15 protein-coding genes are annotated in these 19,616 nt (G+C 38.7%); 9 read left to right on the top strand and 6 right to left on the bottom strand.

Translation table 11 applies throughout. The annotated features are described in order from the left end of the window. The first annotated feature begins 51 nt into the window (after nt 1–51). On the top strand, nt 52–384 hold the full coding sequence (locus IAG46_RS08850; protein WP_190809996.1) for a 2Fe-2S iron-sulfur cluster-binding protein: 333 nt from the start codon (nt 52–54) through the stop codon (nt 382–384). Here IAG46_RS08850 and IAG46_RS08845 read toward each other — a convergent pair. Further along, nucleotides 381–2,117, bottom strand: coding sequence for an ABC transporter ATP-binding protein (locus IAG46_RS08845; RefSeq protein ID WP_190809995.1), 1,737 nt, complete (start codon nt 2,115–2,117; stop codon nt 381–383). The genes IAG46_RS08850 and IAG46_RS08845 overlap by 4 nt on opposite strands. Nucleotides 2,118–2,248: 131 nt before the next feature. Here IAG46_RS08845 and IAG46_RS08840 point away from each other — a divergent pair, with 131 nt between their 5' ends. From IAG46_RS08840 to IAG46_RS08830, 3 genes are all read left to right on the top strand, one after another. Then, nucleotides 2,249–3,295 carry a YgcG family protein gene (locus IAG46_RS08840; protein ID WP_190809994.1) on the top strand — a complete coding sequence of 349 codons (1,047 nt, stop codon included), beginning with the start codon at nt 2,249–2,251 and terminating at the stop codon, nt 3,293–3,295. Nucleotides 3,296–3,357: 62 nt separating this feature from the next. Next, nucleotides 3,358–3,567, top strand: coding sequence for an alkylphosphonate utilization protein (locus tag IAG46_RS08835; protein WP_190809993.1), 210 nt, complete (start codon nt 3,358–3,360; stop codon nt 3,565–3,567). Between the two features lie 4 nt (nt 3,568–3,571). After that, nucleotides 3,572–5,746: an acylase gene (locus IAG46_RS08830; protein WP_190809992.1), complete on the top strand. Its 2,175-nt coding sequence runs from the start codon at nt 3,572–3,574 to the stop codon at nt 5,744–5,746. Here the strand turns inward: IAG46_RS08830 and IAG46_RS08825 are convergent, their stop codons facing one another. Continuing rightward, nucleotides 5,747–6,388, bottom strand: a complete 642-nt coding sequence (locus IAG46_RS08825) for a hypothetical protein (protein WP_190809991.1) — start codon at nt 6,386–6,388, stop codon at nt 5,747–5,749. It lies immediately after the preceding gene. Nucleotides 6,389–6,531: 143 nt separating this feature from the next. Between IAG46_RS08825 and IAG46_RS08820 the strand changes: the two genes are divergently transcribed. After that, a complete protein-coding gene (locus IAG46_RS08820; RefSeq protein ID WP_190809990.1) occupies nt 6,532–7,797 on the top strand; it encodes an aminotransferase class V-fold PLP-dependent enzyme in 1,266 nt (421 codons plus the stop codon). 7 nt (nt 7,798–7,804) lie between these two features. Here IAG46_RS08820 and IAG46_RS08815 read toward each other — a convergent pair whose 3' ends face one another. Then, complete coding sequence (locus IAG46_RS08815; RefSeq protein WP_190809989.1) at nt 7,805–8,698, bottom strand: metallophosphoesterase; 894 nt, start codon at nt 8,696–8,698, stop codon at nt 7,805–7,807. Nucleotides 8,699–8,811: 113 nt separating this feature from the next. Here IAG46_RS08815 and IAG46_RS08810 point away from each other — a divergent pair, with 113 nt between their 5' ends. Then, a complete protein-coding gene (locus IAG46_RS08810; RefSeq protein WP_190809988.1) occupies nt 8,812–11,190 on the top strand; it encodes a GAF domain-containing protein in 2,379 nt (792 codons plus the stop codon). Between the two features lie 2 nt (nt 11,191–11,192). Here the strand turns inward: IAG46_RS08810 and IAG46_RS08805 are convergent, their stop codons facing one another. Then, nucleotides 11,193–12,383, bottom strand: coding sequence for a Pycsar system effector family protein (locus IAG46_RS08805; RefSeq protein ID WP_190809987.1), 1,191 nt, complete (start codon nt 12,381–12,383; stop codon nt 11,193–11,195). A gap of 53 nt (nt 12,384–12,436) precedes the next feature. Here IAG46_RS08805 and IAG46_RS08800 point away from each other — a divergent pair, with 53 nt between their 5' ends. The 3 genes from IAG46_RS08800 to IAG46_RS08790 all read left to right on the top strand — a co-directional run bounded on the left by IAG46_RS08800 (nt 12,437) and on the right by IAG46_RS08790 (nt 17,602). Continuing rightward, nucleotides 12,437–16,150, top strand: a complete 3,714-nt coding sequence (locus IAG46_RS08800) for a metallophosphoesterase (RefSeq protein ID WP_190809986.1) — start codon at nt 12,437–12,439, stop codon at nt 16,148–16,150. Nucleotides 16,151–16,332: 182 nt separating this feature from the next. Next, nucleotides 16,333–16,914: a Crp/Fnr family transcriptional regulator gene (locus IAG46_RS08795; protein WP_190809985.1), complete on the top strand. Its 582-nt coding sequence runs from the start codon at nt 16,333–16,335 to the stop codon at nt 16,912–16,914. A gap of 64 nt (nt 16,915–16,978) precedes the next feature. Beyond that, nucleotides 16,979–17,602, top strand: coding sequence for an FMN-dependent NADH-azoreductase (locus IAG46_RS08790; protein ID WP_190809984.1), 624 nt, complete (start codon nt 16,979–16,981; stop codon nt 17,600–17,602). A gap of 233 nt (nt 17,603–17,835) precedes the next feature. On the opposite strand, the gene IAG46_RS08785 is transcribed toward IAG46_RS08790, so the two are convergent. Together IAG46_RS08785 and IAG46_RS08780 are read right to left on the bottom strand one after the other, a co-directional pair. After that, nucleotides 17,836–18,699, bottom strand: coding sequence for a hypothetical protein (locus IAG46_RS08785; protein ID WP_190809983.1), 864 nt, complete (start codon nt 18,697–18,699; stop codon nt 17,836–17,838). Further along, a complete protein-coding gene (locus tag IAG46_RS08780; protein WP_190809982.1) occupies nt 18,692–19,597 on the bottom strand; it encodes an AraC family transcriptional regulator in 906 nt (301 codons plus the stop codon). Before IAG46_RS08780 ends, IAG46_RS08785 begins: the two co-directional genes overlap by 8 nt. Nucleotides 19,598–19,616 lie beyond the last annotated feature (19 nt).

Here is a 19,616-nt window from a genome sequence, read left to right as displayed (position 1 = left end):
TATTAATCGGCGTTATGCTGAGCCTGTTGAAGTACACGGCAAATGTGAATTATGAGTGACATCAAACTAAAAATAGTTGACCGCGATGGCGTACTCCACGAAGTGGACGCACCAACGGATATGAATATGAACCTTATGGAAGTGGTCCGTTCTTATGAATTGGCACCTGAGGGAACAATTGGCATTTGTGGTGGAATGGCCATGTGCGCTTCCTGCCAATGTTATGTAAAATCTGGACACGAGCTTCCCGAAAAGTCAGATGATGAGGAAGCCATGTTGGCCGAGGCCTTTTATGTAGAGGATAACAGCCGATTGGGATGTCAATTGCACATTACACCTGAGCTTGAAGGCTTAGAGGTTGAGTTGGCTCCTGAAGAAGCTTAGATTCTCGCCTGATACGTAAACAGATTATAATACCTTCCTTCGGAAGCGATTAACTCTTCATGGGTGCCTTGCTCGGCTATCCTGCCATTCTCGATTACTAAAATCTGGTCTGCTTTTCTAATAGTACTCAATCGGTGGGCAATCACAAAAGTTGTTCTTCCCTTAGTAAGTTCAGCTAAACTTTTCTGGATCAATGCTTCGGACTCCGTGTCCAAACTTGAAGTGGCCTCATCCAAAATCAATATTCTTGGATCCGCCAAAACCGCCCTTGCTATTGCAATTCGTTGACGTTGTCCACCAGATAATTTTACCCCTCTTTCGCCAATTAAAGTGTCCAATCCTTCATCAAATCGGTTGGTAAACTCATCTACGTAAGCAGCTTTTACAGCTTTTAGTAACTGGTCTTCAGAGGCATTGGGTCTAGGAAACTGGATATTTTCTTTTATGGTTCCCTCAAACAGAAAATCATCTTGTAGAACCACGCCCAAATGTTGCCGAAAGCTGTTGAGGTCAACTTTGGACATATCCTTCCCATCTATGGTGATGATGCCTGAATCAGGATTTAAAAAACTTGCTGCGAGACCGGCTATGGTGGATTTTCCTGAACCTGAACTTCCCACCAAAGCGATTACCTGCCCAGACTTCACCTTAAAACTGATATTGTGCAAAACTTCCTTATCCTCTTCATACGCAAATGAGACATTGGTGAAATTCATATCCCCATGAATGGATTTAAGCACATTGGTTCGCTCGGCTTCATTTGCCTCAGGGGTTATATTCATGAGCTCTTCCGTTCGGTCCAAACCGGCCAAGGCTTCGGTCAATTGACTTCCAATGTTGCTCATTTGAACAATTGGAGCTATCATTAGGCCCAACAACACGGTAAACTCCACAAATTCTCCAATTGTTAGATTTCCTTCTATGATTTTATAGCCGCCAAAACCCATAACACTTGTGGTGGCAACTCCCAATAAAAATGTGGATGAACTGGTCATAAAAGCGGTGGTGGTCAAACTCTTTTTTACATTTTGATATAAACGTTCAACCCCAGTTTCAAAAACTGCATGCTCTTGTTGCTCGGCATTGAATCCTTTAATGACTCTAATACCACCTAAAGTTTCAGTCAATCTACCCTTCACTTCAGCATTAATTTTTCCGCGATCTCTAAAAATTGGACGGATAATTTTAAAAGCCTTGAGGGCAATAATTGAAAAAATAATCAAGGGAATAAAAGTGAACAAGGTCATGAAAACGCTGATATCCAACAAAAGAATAACTGAAACCACTGCGGTGATGATTCCGCCTACCAGTTGAACCAAGCCGGTTCCGACAAGGTTTCGAACCCCCTCCACATCGGACATAATTCGCGATACAAGCGCTCCAGATTTTGTATTATCAAAAAACCGAATAGGCAGTGAAAGCACTTTTTTTTGTACTTGTGCCCGTAGCTCAGAAATTAGATACTGTGCCTGGACACTTAAAATTCGTGTCAACAAAAAAGAGGTCACCGCTTGGATAAAAATAGCCAGCATAACCCCAGCCACTAGAAATTTGAGCATACTGATATCCTTGTTAACAATAACATCATCAATAAGGTATTTTGAGGCAATTGGGGCAACAAAACTAGCCGCCTTGCTTATGGCAATCAAAAACAAACCGATAAAGACCAATTTTCTTTTGGGCCATATTATAGTTTTAAATGCAGTTAAGACGCTTACTTTTTTATCGGACATGAAAATTTTAAAAGGAGGTACAAGTTAGTTGAAATTATACGGACATAAAACCATTGATACTGTTTGTACATTGGTAGCCGAAGAACAGGGCAACATATTGTATATTTAATTTTTTCTGTTCAATATTTATAATGAAAAAGACACTTCTTGCTGTTCTTCTGATTGTAATTTCTTCCGTAAGCTTTGGGCAACAACGTTATCTGCTGTTGGAGGAAATCGTTACGGATAGTGCCCATATTTTTTCGACACAAGAATTGGAAGGACTCAAAGCAAAGCTTACCCAGTTTGAAACAGAAACCACAAACCAATTGGTGATTTTGACCATTGATGCTTTGGGCAATGAGACGATTGAAGAATATGCAAACGGCACGTTCAATCAAAATCAATTGGGTCAGAAGGATAAAGATAATGGCATTCTTATTCTGTTTTCCAAAAACGACAGGGAGGTACGTATTGAGGTGGGTTACGGTTTAGAACCCTATATCACGGATGCGGTTGCTTCTGGTATCATAAGAAACACCATGATTCCAGCATTCAAGGAGGATAATTATTTTGATGGATTGAACTTGGCCACTGATCAACTCATTGAATTTCTAAACAATCCAGAAGCGTTGGAAGAATTTAAAAATGAATTGGAGGCCGAGGGTGAAATGGGATGGGGTATCAGAATCTTTATTATCCTTTTCCTTTTGATTTTTGTGGCTGCCGGAGGTTTTATTTTTTACAGAACATACTCTGGCGTAATTGAAGCATTTCGCGGAATGATGATTGGAAAGCTAGGTGTCTTACAGGGCATTTTTATGATACTTTTTCAACTGATTCCCATTCTTTTTTCAATAGTTTTCATTGTAATGCCTTTGTTCTTTGCAGTCGAAATATTCGGTTTAGGCATCAATCTAGAAGATTACACATATTTGCTGGACGACGTTTCTTGGACTTATTACCTAGTTGCTGGTTTTTTGGTTTTTACCTTGGTGTTGGCCGCGGTGAAAATTCTGATCAAAGGCAAAGAGGGATTCAAGCTTTCGTTGCTCAAAAGTGATAGCACATATATGAGCAAAACCTTTTCTTCCGGGGGAAGTCATTCCTTTGGGTCAAGTTCTTCTGGTGGGAGCTCAAGTAGCTTTTCTGGTGGTGGCGGCAGTTCTGGCGGAGGTGGTGCCAGCGGTAGTTGGTAATGTTCCCTTCCAATTAGTAATTCAATGGCATTTGATGTATTTTAATCGTCTAAAACATACAAATGGATACCAAGGACTGTAATGGAAACATTCTTGAGGATGGAGACAATGTGCATGTTGTCAAAGATTTAAAAATCAAGGGAATGTCCAAGACCCTAAAAAGAGGGAATGTGATAAAAAATATTCGCTTAACAGGGAGTCCGCAAGAAGTTGAGTGTAGAATCGGAAAATCCCAAATTGTATTGAAGACCCAGTTTCTGAAAAAAGCATAAAACAATGAGAAGTTTACTGTTGATTGCGTTGTTCATTTTAGTGAACTGCACCCCAAAACCACAAACTGAAGTTGAAGAATGGCAAACCCAAGCGGAAAACGTTACCATCATACGGGACGACTTTGGAGTCCCACATATTTATGGAGAAACTGATGCCGATGCTGTTTTTGGCTTGTTATATGCGCAATGTGAAGATGATTTTAACCGGGTTGAACAAAACTACATTTGGGCCACTGGAAGATTGGCAGAAGTAGAAGGCGAAGCTGCACTTTACAGTGATCTTCGGGCTCAACTTTTTATGACCGAGAAAGAAGCAATTGCCAATTATGAGAAAAGCCCTGAATGGCTGAAAAAACTTTGTGATGCCTTTGCCGATGGTATCAATTACTATTTATATACACATCCAGAGGTAAAACCTAAACTGTTGACCCGATTTGAACCCTGGATGCCCATGTATTTTAGTGAAGGGAGTATTGGTGGGGATATTGAGCGCATATCAGTTGCCAAAATCAAGGCATTTTATGAAGGCGGAAGGGAACTTCCAGAAATGGAAGCACTCAAACAGGAAAAAGAAAAGGAAATGGCAGAGCCTCAAGGCTCAAACGGAATCGCTATTGCTGGAAAGTTAACCGAATCGGGAAACACCATGCTGTTGATAAATCCGCATACCTCTTTTTATTTTAGAGGAGAGGTGCATGTGGTCAGCGAAGAAGGGTTAAATGCTTATGGAGCTGTAACCTGGGGGCAATTTTTTGTGTACCAGGGTTTCAATGAAAAAACCGGTTGGATGCATACATCTACGTACACAGATGTTATGGATGAGTTCAAGGAAACTATCGTAAAAAATGGTGATAATCTTTTTTATCACTATGGAGAAGAACTAAGATTGGTTGGTTCTAAGGAGGTGGCCTTAAAGTATAAAAATGGAGATGGTGTGAAAGAAAAAACTTTCCCAATGTACCGCACCCATCATGGACCCATTACCCATTCAGTTGATGGTCAATGGACCGCTTCGGCCATGATGTGGGAACCAGTTAAAGCGTTGGAACAATCTTTCATTCGAACCAAACAAAGTGGATATGACGGCTTCCGAAAAATGATGGACATTCGAACCAATTCCTCAAACAATACGGTTTATGCCGATGCCGAGGGCAATATTGCCTATTTCCATGGAAATTTCATCCCAAAAAGGGATACAAATTTTGATTTTACCCAACCAGTCGATGGGAATAATCCCCTGACGGATTGGAAAGGATTGCACACGGTGGATGAAAATATTTTGGTATTGAACCCCGAAAATGGCTGGATTCAAAACTGCAATTCAACGCCTTATACCTCCGCTTCGGAAAATAGTCCTAAACGAGGTGATTATCCCAAATATATGTCCCGTGATGAAGAAAATTTTAGGGGAGTACATGCGATTGAGCTATTGAGTGCTAAAAGAGAAAAAGGATATAGTTTGGATAATTTAATTGCCTTGGCCCATGATCCCTATTTACCAGCCTTTAAAGTACTGATTCCGGGATTGATTAAAGCTTATGATCAAGCACCAATATCTAAACTTCAAGCACCAATCGAGGTGCTGCGAAATTGGGATTTTAAAACTTCCAAAGAATCTGTGGCGATGACTTTATCTCATTATTATGGTACTTTGTGTTTAATATATGAAAGTAAAGAAGATAGAAGTTTCAAAAGTCCGATGGAAAAGATTGTCTTTTACGGAAAAGAATCTCCCGATAAAGAAAAATTAATGCATTTTAGGCATGCCATTGAAAAACTTGAAGCAGATTTTGGCACTTGGCAGATGCCATGGGGGGAGGTAAATCGATACCAACGCTTAAATGGAGATATTCGCCAAGCTTTTGACGATTCCAAGCCCAGCATTCCAATCGGTTTTGCTAGTGGAAGATGGGGGGCATTGGCTGCATACGGTGCACGTTATAACAATGGAACCAAAAAAATCTATGGTACACGGGGCAACAGTTTTGTGGCTGCGGTGGAATTTGGCGATAAGGTCAAGGCCAAAACTATTTTAGCGGGTGGTCAAAGTGGAGACCCCAATTCGCCGCATTTTGATGACCAAATTCAAAAGTATGCCGATGTGCAATGGAAAGATGCTGCATTTTATAAGGAAGATGTGCTAAAGAGAGCTGTAAAAATGTACAAGCCAGGAGAATAGCTATTCTTTTTCTTTAACCACAATTAAGCTGGCCTTGGCGCCGGTTGAAAGATTCCATCGGTTGTTGTGAATTACTTGACCTTTATCATCAGCCACCACAACTTGGGCGGTATTCGGACCCGATGAACCTTGGTTCAGAGCTTCGAAATCAAGCCGGTTAAAGCCTTCTACCAAATCAATATTGATTCCTTTAAAAGTACCCGAAAGTAGAATGTTGGGTTCAATCACCATACCATTGAGATAGATTTTTACACGATCACCATCAACATATTCATGGTCTCGACAAACGATCCCGATAAATTTCGCGGTGGTTTTTATATCTCCCAAGTATTGATCACCGTGGTGTTCCTTAGAACCTTTTTTCTCTTTTTCTCCAACTTTGGGGTCAATCACCAAATCGTGTCCAGCCTGAAGTAATTGTTTGTCCGGTAACATTTTAACACCGGGTTTGTTACTGTTGGAGGTCAGATTTTCATCAATAACGGAAGGTATGCGAAGTGAAGTGCCTTGATTACTGGATTTAATATCCAAATCGTTCCGTTCCCCGATTTTCAGCGGGCGAGTGGTAGGAATATCCCCTTGAGCATGCAAAGTTGCAAGCCCAAAGACCAAACCAATTAACAACAGAACAAGACTTTTCATAGCAATTTGGTCGATAAGTTTATTTAAAGTTAACAAATACCTTGCCATCAACCTGATAAAGAGACGTTAAATCGCAAACTAGGCGGTAAAATTGTAACTTGAATCAGTAACGGTACATTACCAGTATTTTCAACGGATGAATTATGAAAAAAAGACAATTTTTAAAGCGTCTGGGGCAGGCTGCGATGGCAACAACGATTGTGCCCATAGCAAGCAGAAGTCAGAAAATAACCCATACTAATCAACCATATCCTAAAGGAGAAGGCAAAGATTTCTGGACTCGTATCCGACAAGATTTCGATTTAAAACCGGATTATATCAATCTGGAAAACGGTTACTATTGTATTTCTCCTAAACCAGTTATGGAAAAGCTGTACGCATTAACCCAAATGGTGAACTACGAGGGGTCTTATTATATGAGGACATCCCAATGGGAAAACAAGGAAAAAGTTACGGCTAGATTGGCAAAGTTTGTTGGTTGCAATCCAAATTCACTTGCCATTACAAGGAATACTACGGAATCTTTGGACCTTATTATCGGTGGTTTTCCATGGAGGGAAGGAGATGAGGCCATATTTGCAAATCAGGATTATGGAGCCATGAAAGACCATTTTTACATGGTACGTGATCGTTATGGCGTTGTATGCAAGGAAGTTTCCATTCCTAACCACCCTAGATCAGATGAAGAAATCGTGGCCCTTTATGAATCAAAAATTACCCAAAGAACCAAATTATTAATGGTATGCCATATGATTAATATAACCGGTCATATTCTCCCTATTAGAAAAATTTGTGACATGGCACACAAGCATGGGGTAGAGGTAATGGTTGATGGTGCACATGCCATAGGCCATATTGACGTTAATATATCAGAACTGGACTGTGATTATTATGGGTCCAGTTTGCATAAGTGGTTGAATGCACCGCTTGGAGTTGGGTTATTGTATGTATCTCCAAAGAATATTCCCAACATATGGCCTTTGCTTGCAGAATATGGCAGAATGCCAAGAGATATTTTAAGACTCAATCATACCGGCACCAATCCAGTGCAAATTTATTTGGCCATTGAAGCGGCAATAGATTATTTGGAAAACATTGGAATACAAAAAAAGGAAAAACGCCTGCGTTTTTTGCAAAAATATTGGAGTGATAAACTAAGGGATGTACCAAATATTGTGGTTAACACACCAATTCAGCCAGAAAGATCATGCGGTATAGCCAATGTTGGAATTGCACATATGCCACCTAAATTACTGGCAGAAACATTATTGGATGAATTTGGCATTTGGACAGTGGCCATTGATGGATTCAATGTACACGGATGCCGCATTACGCCCAATATTTATACCACCACAAAAGAGCTGGATGTTTTTGTAGAAGCTATGAAAACTTTGGCCACGCGAAAATAATCGAAGATTAGGAGGTGTAATCAGATAGTTTTTCTGGACCCTCCAGTAAAACCCTTACAATTTGAAGTGTACCGTCCACTTTAGTGGCAATTTGCCATTTGATCAAGGAAATTTCACCCTTTTCAATCTCAATTCCAGTAATACTTCGTGGATGTACACAACTTCCATCATTAAAAAATGGAATTTGACCTGGCTCAGGGAATCGAGGTCTATGGGTGTGCCCTGCAATGGTAATTCTTAAGTTGTTTTTTAGAATCCAGCGTTTGATACGTTTTTCAATTCGAATAAGCTCTTTATAATTTTTGGCAGGGCTGGTTGGATCGGCAATACCGACAACTTGAAGAGGTTTCCAAAGAATTCGCACCAAAAAACGACCTATTCGCCAGCAAACATAATTCCACCAATCCGCTTGGTGCCCATGGGTACAGAATATTTCTTGTTGGGTTTGGGTATGCTTTAAAATTAGGGATTCATGATAGTTTATTCCTTCAAAAAGCTCTTTGTCCTTATCCTCAATAGGCTCAAAATAGCTAGATAAGTGCTTGTCCACATACGATTTTTGACTGTAGACCATATCGTGGTTGCCCCAGACCATATGGAGTCGATTTTCCAAATGGAATTGTCGCAGCAGTTGGTACACATTTTTATGAGCTTCAAAAATCGACTCGAAATGCAGATTCTCCCAAAGTTCATCACCATCACCGAGTTCGCAGTACTGAAATCCTTCGCGATAGTAATGGTTCAATGCATGAAAATAAATATTCCGATTATTGGCAAAATCATCGGCAAAACTGTTATCACCTCGATGGCAGTCACTGAAGAAAATAAATCTCGAATCATCATCAAAATAGATGGTTTTCGCCTTCTCGTAAGCTCGGTCTAACCTAAAATTGGAGGACATGCAACAAATTTCTTTAAATATCCAAAAAAAGTGAACAATTCCATAAGGATTACTTTAACAACTGGCATTTTTTCTTTTTGTAACTTTACAGGCTAAACCTCGACTTATATTGTATGGAGCAGAATTACCAGGCAGAGAGTCCCATGTTGCATCTGGTTAGTTTCAACAAACTGTTGCAACACTACGACGAGCAACTTAAAAGCAAGGACAAGTATTTGGCAGAAAGGGCCAAATATATTCTTGATACACAAGCGCCGTATCCGGAGTTAAGAGAAGGTTTTGACGATTTTGAGCTTTTAAAGAAGCACAAGGACGTAATAAGTGTTATCCTGGCGGATACGTTTTCCCCAGTACTTACCAAAAATGAGATTAAAACAGCATCAACACCTTTTGAAAGCTTGGTGTTTAATTCCTCTGAGCGATTTCAGAATATTTTAAAAGATGCAGGTGAAGGATTTGAGCTCCAGATTCGGAATCTTCCGCAGAATGTGGATTACATTATGAGATGTACCGTGGTATTGGCTTTTTACTACGGGTTTAAGATGGACTTTAGAAGACCTTTGTTTTATGATATACCTGATGCCAATGGGGTAATGCGCCATTACCGTATTCTGTATAATGCAGATTTTATGGAGATTGTACCTACCAAAAAGGCAAAGGAACTTTCACAGGCCGATGTTGATGAACTATTGGAAAATTTTGACAATGTTGATCTGTGGAAAGAAAAAATCCCACCAAACAGCTTCATCTCTAAAGGATTTGTGATTTCGAACATGTTCGATGTAACAGCCGAACATTCCATTTCTGAAATTAAATCCACATTGATTGGCAGCAACAAAAGGGCAAATGAAAACTTCATGGATAGTTTTCAGGAAACCTTTAGATCACTCTTCAACCTAAGAAAAATAAATGTAGGCTTTGCTGGATATGATTCTGGAACCAATAGATTTCTTAAAATCTACGGTAAAGGAATAGAAAGTTATATTCTCAAAGGCAAGGAAATGGAATCTTGCGACAGGATGCTCTGTAGTTATTCTTCTGATAAACTCTTAAAGGAAAACAACTATTTTGCCATTTCCAATGTAGAAAAGTACTATAAGAAATCAAATGGGGAGCAACCTTATAAAAATTTACATGAGCAAGGCATAAAAAGTGCCATATTGGCCCCAATAGCCAGTGATGGTAATCTGTTAGGTGTTTTAGAACTGGTTTCGACCACGGAGAATGAACTCAATAGTGTCAATGCCAACAAGCTGGAAGATGTAATGCCATTCATTATTTCTGCCGTGATTCGATCTATAGAAGAAGAGGAAAATTTGGTTGATGCCATTATTCAGCATGAGTGCACTACCGTACACTCCTCTGTCTATTGGAAGTTTCAGGAAGAAGCCAAACGTTTTATGGGCGATGAGCTTGTAGGAAATCAGCCGGTTTTTAAAGAGATTGTTTTCAAGGATGTATATCCGCTTTACGGTCAAATTGATATCAAGGAATCCTCAAAACAAAGAAATCTGTCCATTCAGCGTGATTTAATGATTCAACTCTCCGAAATCAACGGAGTTTTGATTGAGGCGTTCAAAAAATTCAAGCTACCTATTTATGAGGAGCTTATGTTTAGGGTGAACACCTATCTTGACGAAGTAAAAGAGGCATTGTACACACATACAGAACAGGCCATTTTTGATTTTGTAAAAGAAGAAATAGCTCCGGTATTTAAGCACCTAAAAAGCGAAAACAAGAAGTTGGCGACGTTGGTTGACACCTATGAAGAGCGGATAGACGAAGGAACAGAATCTTATTATGATCATCGTAGAAATTACGATAACAGTGTAATGGAAGCCAACATGGAGCTAGCAGCTTTGTTGGACAAAAAACAGGTTGAGGCCCAAGAGATGTTTCCGCATTATTTTGAACGTTACAAAACGGATGGGGTAGAGCATAATATGTACATTGGTAGTTCTATAGCTAACGATAGGAACTTCAATGAGCTTTATTTAAGCAACCTCCGGTTGTGGCAATTGCAGGTGATGTGCGATATGGAAAACAAATACTACGCCCTAAAACCTAAACTACCTGTAAAGTTAGATGTTGCATCGCTGATTTTGGTATACAGTACTTCGTTGTCCATTCGGTTTAGAATGGATGAAAAGCGATTTGATGTAGACGGTACTTACAATGCAAGATATGAGATTATCAAAAAACGTATCGACAAGTCCTACATTAAGGGCACCAATGAAAGATTGACCCAAAAAGGAAAATTGGCCATTGTGTACAGTCAGCGTAAAGATGAGAAGGAATATATGCGCTATATCAAATTCCTAAAGGCTAAAGGTTATTTTACCAACAATATCGAGATTGTTGAGCTGGAAGGATTGCAAGGCGTAACTGGATTAAAGGCTATTCGAGCCGAAATTCTCTATACCAAGGATAAGGACACCAAATCTGAGCGTACTTATACGTATGAAGATTTGATGGAAGAGCTTAAATCTTAGTTCTATAATCTACCTGTACCACCAAAAAAGTTGAACGCGATCGCGAAGGCGATTACGGATATTACTATTCCGATAATAAAAATGGTATAGGTAAGCCTAAGAATCTTATATTTTCTGTTCAGCACTAATCCTAAGAAGTACAAATCCTTTGTTAGGGAAGAATAAATGTATTGATTGTCCTTTACCAATTCTTTTATGGCCCATTCGTAATCACCAAGGCTCATTTTATGAAAATTTCCAAAGAACAGGAGATTTACCTTCTTGTTTTCCACATCTTGTTTGGTAAACTGCCCGCTTGTTACATTAGGCCTTGTGGCCAATACCGCCAAAACCATTGAAATTACACTAAAAGTGATGAAAATTCCCGTTGGCCAAATTAAATATTCATTGGATGGATTATCGAGCTTGGGAATAAGGTTGGATAAAGCGACCGAAATAATAATGGCATTTACCGAAAGCAGTATGTTGGCCTTGGTGTCTGCGATATCACTAAGGGTCAAATGGTTTTTTAAGGTAACTCTAAACAAGGTTTGGATACCCCTATCCGGACTTTCACTTTTGTATTTTGCTTTAAGCGCTTCTTTTTTGGCAATTTCCTTTTCCGTTTTTTTCTCTTTCACTAATTGTTTCAGATTACGCTCTTTGCCCTCTAGCCAGTTTTCCTTGGCATACGCTGTATAAAACTGATGTTCATTTCGGAACATTTTAATATTTGCGTCCCTCCACTCTTTGTTCGAATATTTGGCAATATTGAGCAGTTCCAATTCTTCCTTCAAAAAATCGGTGGTCTCCCAATAGCTTTTTTGGGCAAAATGCGAAGCATCGGCATCCCTAATAATTTCCTGATGCAAATTTTCTGGTTCATGATATCGTTCAGTGGCCATTATATTGGCACTTATTTCAGCAATACCTTTTGGGTCGTAGTTATTTTCTTCAAGAAAATTGCTCGCTATTTCGCAACTGGTCTCCTCATGGTTTTGGGTGCCTTTCGTGTAACCGGTATCATGGAACCATGCAGCCAGTAAAAGCCTTTCCTGCTCATCATCACTTAAATTATAAAAATTGAGTAATTCTTTAGTACTTTTAACTACGCGCTGGGTATGTCGCAAATTGTGGTATAAGAACTTTGGATCCAATTTATTTTCTAAAATTTCGGAGACAAAATGTTCAGCTTTTTCTAAAATTTCCGACATAACAGTACTTTGAATTCTCCAAAATACAAAATTTTGGAATCAACCTCCGAGATATGAAAAAACATTACTTGGTTATCCTTCTATTGGCCTTGGCAACTGGGTGCGCAACTTATGAAGCAAAGTATGCAACCCCATTCAATAAAACAGATGTTTCCAACAATAAAGAAATTGAACATACCTTCTATTTGATTGGTGATGCGGGGAAATCCCCAGTAGGCGATCTGAATTCTACACTAAAGCAATTTAAGGATCGATTGCAAAAAGCAAACAAGAATAGCACCGTGCTATTTTTGGGCGATAATATTTATCCGGCTGGATTCCCGAGTAAAAATGATGACCCCTCAGGTCATGCATTGGCCAAGAACCATTTGGATGCCCAATTAAGTACCGTAAAAGAATACAAAGGAAAAACGGTTTTTATTCCAGGAAACCATGATTGGTACAGCAATGGGCTTAAAGGGTTGGAGCGGCAGGAAAAGTATGTTCAAAAAGCATTGAATAGCAAAGATGTGTTTTTGCCAGACAATGGTTGTCCTTTGGAAAAGATTGAAGTGAGCGATAACATCCTGGTAATAGCCATTGATACAGAGTGGTATTTGACCAATTGGGATAGGCATCCAACGATGAATGATGATTGCGAAATCAAAGATCGGGGCAGACTTTTTGAAGAACTGGAAAGTTTGATTAAAAAAAATGTGGATAAGACCACGATCATAGCCATGCACCATCCCATGTTCACATATGGGTCACATGGCGGGTATTTTTCGTTTAAAGAGCATATGAATCCGAGCGGAAAAGGGTTTCCGTTGCCTGGTATTAGCTCATTGGCAAATTTGTTGCGGAAGACATCTGGAGCCTCAATTACCGATCTTCAGAATAAAATGTACAACTACTTAAAGAATAGGATAATCACATTATCTCAATATTCAGATAAGGTAGTTTTTGTTTCTGGGCATGAGCATTCATTACAATATATTGAAGAAAAAGGTATTCCGCAGATAGTGAGTGGTTCAGGTGCCAATACAGGGGCAACCCGCTTATTAAATGGCAGTAAATTTTCAACAGGAAAAACAGGTTACGCGGTGTTGAATGTTTTTACCGATGGGTCATCTGAGGTGGATTTCTATGGCGCTGGTGAAAATCCGGAAGAACTGTTGTACCAATCGCAAGTGATTCCGCCAGACACTTCTACCGAAAGCGTATCCTACACCAATGATTTTCCCGCATTTAAAGCAGCATCCATCTATACCGATGAAGAAATCGACAAAAGTGGATTTCACAAATGGCTTTGGGGAGAGCGATATAGAAAATACTATGCCACCAAAGTGAAAGCACCTACTGTGTTGCTCGATACCCTTTATGGTGGACTCTCCGTAGTGCGAAAAGGAGGTGGAAACCAATCCAATTCCTTGCGATTAAAAGATAAAGAGGGAAAGCAGTATGTAATGCGAGATTTACGCAAGAGTGCAGAACGCTATTTACAGGCCATTGCTTTTCAAGAACGATATGTTATTGGCCAATTCGATGATACTTCTATCGAAAAACTATTATTGGATTTGTACACTGGGGCCCATCCGTATGCTCCTTTTACAGTGGCAGAACTTTCTAATGCAGCGAAACTTTACCACACCAACCCAAAACTGTTTTACGTACCCAAACAATCGGTGTTAGGTGGTTTCAATGCTGATTTTGGTGGTGGATTGTACATGATCGAAGAACATGTTTCTGATGGACATTCTGATTTGGAAAGCTTTGGAAAGACCGAAAAGATTGAAAGCACTTATGATTTTATTCAGAAGTTGCGCAAGGACGAAAAATACAGGTTGGATGGTGAGACTTATGCCAGGGCGCGCCTGTTTGATATGTTGATAGGAGATTGGGATAGACACGTAGATCAATGGCGATGGGCTGAATTTGATGGCAAGGATGGAAAAAAAATCTACAAACCCATCCCCCGGGACAGAGATCAAGCCTATTCACTTTGGGGAGATGGTTTTATAATGGGATTTGGTTCACGGGCAGTACCCGCACTTCGAATTTTTGAAGGATTCCACGAAGATATCAAAAGTGTAAAAGGGTTTACCTCTTCACCACGAACTTTTGCCTTGGATATGGCCCTTCTGTCCGAAACGGATATGGAAACATGGGTGGAACAAGCCAAATTTCTTCAACAACATATTACAGAAGCCGTAATTGATGAGGCATTGTTGAACTTTCCTGAGGAAGTTCGGGATGAGACCATCGACAAAATAAAGAAGACCCTTTTGGCCAGAAAAAGAAACCTTGTAGGCACTGCCCAGGAGTATTTCGGGGTCATCAATAAATATAGTGTGGTCACCGGAACAGATAAGGACGATTACTTCAGTATAGTCTCAGCTCCAAATGGAGATTTGGAAGTTAGGGGCTATCGCATCAAAAACGGAGAAAAGGAAGATCTCTTTTTCAAGAAGATTTACAAGCCGGAATACACAAAAGAGGTTTGGGTATATGGCTTAGATGATGAGGACGTTTTTGAGGTAAACACCAAAACATCGAAAATTAAGGTGCGGATTGTTGGAGGGCAAAACAATGACATTTATAAAATCGATGAAAAGTCAAGAAAAGTGCATACCTATGACTTTAAGGCCAAAAAGAATACTTACGATGAAGCTTTTGGTGGAACCCTACATCAGATAAACGATTATGACACCAATACCTATGAGTTTCTTAAGATAAAGGCCAGCAACAACCAATTTCTACCTATTATAGGGTCCAATCCAGACGATGGTTTTAAGATAGGATTTACAAACACGTATACGTTCAATGGTTTTAGACAAAATCCGTTTACGCAACAGCACGTTATCAATGCAGCCTACTATTTTGCCACCAACGGTTTTGATGTGGGGTATAATGGGGAATTTGCAAATGTCTTCGAAGGCGTAAACTTGGAGCTGGATGCTAGGTTTACAAGTCCAAATTTTGCTGTCAATTTCTTTGGTTTTGGCAACGAAACCGAAAACAATGATGATGATGAGCCTCTAGGGCTCGATTTCAATAGGGTTAGGTTAAGAACAATAAAAATAGCACCCTCCTTGGTTTGGCGAGGATATTTAGGTTCTAAAGTAAGATTGGGTGTTTCCTATGAAGATATTGAGGTTGAAGAGACAGAAGATCGCTTCATCAACCAGTTTTATGTTCAAAATGGCGAAGAGAGCGAGCAGAGTTTCTTTGGTTTGGATGCCGAATACACTTATTCCAATTCGGACAATGAAGCGTTCCCAACCATGGGAATGAGTTTTTCATTGCATGGGGGTTACAAGATGAATTTAAATGATTCCGATAGGGCATTTGGGTATGTTATTCCCAGTCTGTCCATAGATCATAAATTATGTTCCAATGGAAAACTGGTTTTAGCGACCAAACTAAAAGGTCATATAAATATTGGTGATGATTTTGAGTTTTACCAAGGTGCGAATATTGGGGCAAACAATGGACTACGTGGGTTTAGATTTGAACGTTTTACAGGGAAATCCGCTTTCTACCAAAATACGGATCTTCGCTTAAGTTTTAGAAACAGACAAACTGGATTACTGCCGGTAACTCCTGGAATTTATGGAGGTTTTGATTATGGGCGGGTATGGTTTCCAGGAGATGATTCTGATAAATGGCACAACTCCGTAGGAGGAGGTTTCTTTTTAAATGGAGCCGATGTCCTTTCCGCAAACTTTGGGCTGTTCAGCAGCGCTGACGGAATGCGTTTTGCCTTTGGGGTTGGATTTGGGTTTTAGGCTGAAAATAATGTCATCCTGAGCCTGTCGAAGGAAACAAGAAGAAATCATTTCATGTTTGTGAATTTATATGTTGGATCTATAAATTTACTATTGAATCTTAGGCTAAATTTCCCGAACTTCACTTATCGTAGGATATAAATCATTAAAACGAATTCATATCCTCTTAGTTGGCAACAATTATGAAAAAACCTCTAATAAAGTCGATTTCAGAGCACATTGAATTGAATTCGGAAGAGCAAAATCTAATTGAAAGTTTTTGGACAGAAAAAACGCTTAAAAAAGGAGAATACTTGTTAAGAAATGGAGAAATTTGCAGAACTGACAATTTTGTAGTTAGTGGAACTTTAAAAGCTTTTTACATAAATTCTAAAACAGGCAAAGAAGAAATACTCTATTTTGCAATTGAAAATTGGTGGGCAACAGATATTGATAGCTTTCAGAAACAAAAACCTTCAATTTATAACATTCAAGCAATTGAGCAAACTGAATTATTACAAATTCGTTACGATTCTTTTCAAGAAATGTTAAAACAAATCCCCAAGCTTGAACGCTTTTTCAGAATCATACTTGAAAAGTATTTAGGAAGTTTACAAAAAAGAATAATAGAAGATAATGTACTAGATGCAGAACAACGATATGCGAATTTTATAGAAAATTACCCAAAAATAACTGATAAAGTACCACAATACTTAATCGCTTCATATTTAGGTATTACTGCTGAGTTTTTAAGTAGAATTCGTAAAAAATATAAGTCATCTTAAACTAGGTCAATATTTATCTGCATTACGATAACGAACTTTGTGTCATCATTCAAAATTAAAAAAAATGAACAAAGTACTTATCATTAACTCAAGTGTACGAAATGAAAAATCGCACAGTCGAGAATTAACAAAACTGTTTCTAAAAAACTGGAAAAATAAAAATCCAAAAGACACATTTTCCTTTCGAGAAGTCGGACTAGAAGAAATTCCTGCCATAAATGAAAAATGGATTTCAAGTGCGTTTGTTAACCCCAAAGACAGAACAAAAGAAAATCAATCTGGCGTTGAATTTAGCGACATACTAATTAAAGAGTTTAAAGAGCATAATATATATGTTCTCGCAACACCAATGTACAATTGGTCAATTCCTAGTGGTTTAAAATCATATATTGACCAACTTATGCGAATAAATGAAACGTGGAAATTTCGTTCAGGAAAGCCAGATGGAGATTATGTAGGTCTTTTAAAAAATAAAAAAATGTTCATTCTATCAAGTCGAGGAGACACAGGTTATGGAGAAAATGAAAAAAATGAACATATGAACTTTCAAACAACTTACCTTAAATTTGTGTTCGGAATAATGGGAATAAAAGATGTTACTACAATTTCACTAGACAATGAAGAATTTGGAGGAGAAATATTTGAGAACTCAAAAAGAAAAATTCATCAAGAAATTGAACGAATATAAAAAACTGTTGCCAACAAAGTGTATAAGTAATAAGGGTTAAGTGCCAAACCCAAAGTTATTACGTATTTGGCTAAGTGCTAATCCGAAAATTGTCATATATTTATTCCCTTACTACTCATACGCAAACCGATAAGTGTGCCTAAATAGCATATCTTCTTTTCATCACCAATTACTCCCTTGTGATTGTTCCAAATAGGGTTGATAAATGTCTTAACGTAAGGAGCGGTTTAAACCTATTTATCAAGATTATAGGAATATAAATTCCTTCCCTTAGTCTGTGATTGTTCGTCTGCAATCAAAAGGGTAGTGTCATCCAAAAAACAAATAGATTCTTGCTGTGTTCTATGCTTAACATCTATGATTTGCTGGGTCCCTTTTGTAAAATCGTCTCCAATAAAATCAGAAAACAACCAAATATATCCTGAGCCTAGTAATGCGATTTTTTTACCGTCAGGTGAAATATCGGCAGAAGTAACAGAACAGAATTTTTGATTGGTGCATGTAGTAAATTCACCTACGAATTCTGCCTTATGAGAACCCTTTGCTGCAGGAATTTTATAGATCAAAGCCTTTCCAGTATACGGCCTTGTTCTGTTTTTGGTGATGAGGTATAGAAAATCATTATTGTAAAAAAAGGCTTCGCAATCAAATAGCAACTTAGATTTCTTAGGCGGGAATTTCTTTTGTTCCGGATAATGAAAAGCTATTTTTTCAGCCTCGATTTTATTACCAGGTTCATTATCAGGATTTGGAATTTTGTAAACAGAAAGATTCTCTCTGTCATTATTATTATTGCCGAAATTTCCAATATAAATGTTGCCCTTTTCATCTTTGGCCAAGTCTTCCCAATCATTGTTCTTGGCATTTTTTACCTTAAATTCTTTAGTTTGTTGCCCTTGTAGGTTAAGAGAATATATATGATCCTTGTTCCCATTGTCTTCTATTGCCCAAATGGTAGATGCATCAGTAGAAATCAAACCAGAAATCTCGCTTAAATGAGCGGGAATCTTGCCTTCGAATTTCAAATCGCCGTACCATGGTTTTTGCGCACATGCCTGTACAAATAAAAGAAGCACTATGGGTACTAGTCTATTCATTGCTTTCCTTTATTGGCATGTAAATTTCAGCCTTCCATTGAAGTGCGTTGCCGCCAAAGTTAGGATTGTTATAAAAGATTTCAACTGGGGTCGGTTCCACTTCAATATTATTGGCCTTGGCATAATCTAAAAGAGCATACCAAGCCCTGTCCGATGTAATGTAATTGCCATTGTATTCGGCTTTTAATGCCTTTTTGGAGAAAACACGCCGGTATTTAATTTCGGTGTTCATCGGTAAACTTTCGGAACGGATGATAGGTTGACCAAAATTATAATCGATACTGTCTTTTTCCATATTCCATTTGGTGACCTGAACCATTGGCGGTCCATCGAGTTGTACCTCGTTTTGCAGTAAAATATGGGTAATAAAGTTTAAATTTTTCATCATTCCACCCGCTTTTTGAAATTGGGTGACCTTTAATGGAATGTATGCCAAATACTTGGTTGGTAGATCTTCCTCTCCCACAATGGTAACTTTAAACTTGTTTGTGTGATCGTTTAGGTTCTCCATAAAATCAAGCACCGTCTTTCTAGAGCGCTTTTCAAAATCAGTATCAGAAAATGGTACTTTTATCTTGTTGGATAGGCTGTGGTTTTCATCACTAATGTTAACCTTGACATTGGATGTAGAATCTGTAGTCGCTTCTATTTCCCAATCATAAATGTGTATGGAATCGCCGAATTTAACCCTTTGGGTTAGATGGTAAATATTATTTCCTTCTTGTGATACGGGATTTATAGTATCCAAGGTTTGATCCCAAAGTTTAATGGTTTGGTTTATAGCTCCGGGGAAGGTCTTCGCCTCAAATCGTATGGTGTAATCCGATGGTTTAAGGAACAGATACCATAACAGGGCAATCATCAAAATTACCAATATGCTCAAAAGAACTTTTTTCATACTATTAAGCTTGATTTAT

It is taken from the genome of Flagellimonas sp. S3867 (genome assembly GCF_014698935.1).
Lineage (GTDB): Bacteria > Bacteroidota > Bacteroidia > Flavobacteriales > Flavobacteriaceae > Flagellimonas.
The sequence above is the reverse complement of the archived record's forward strand: the minus strand, read 5'-3'. Positions and strand labels throughout refer to the sequence as shown.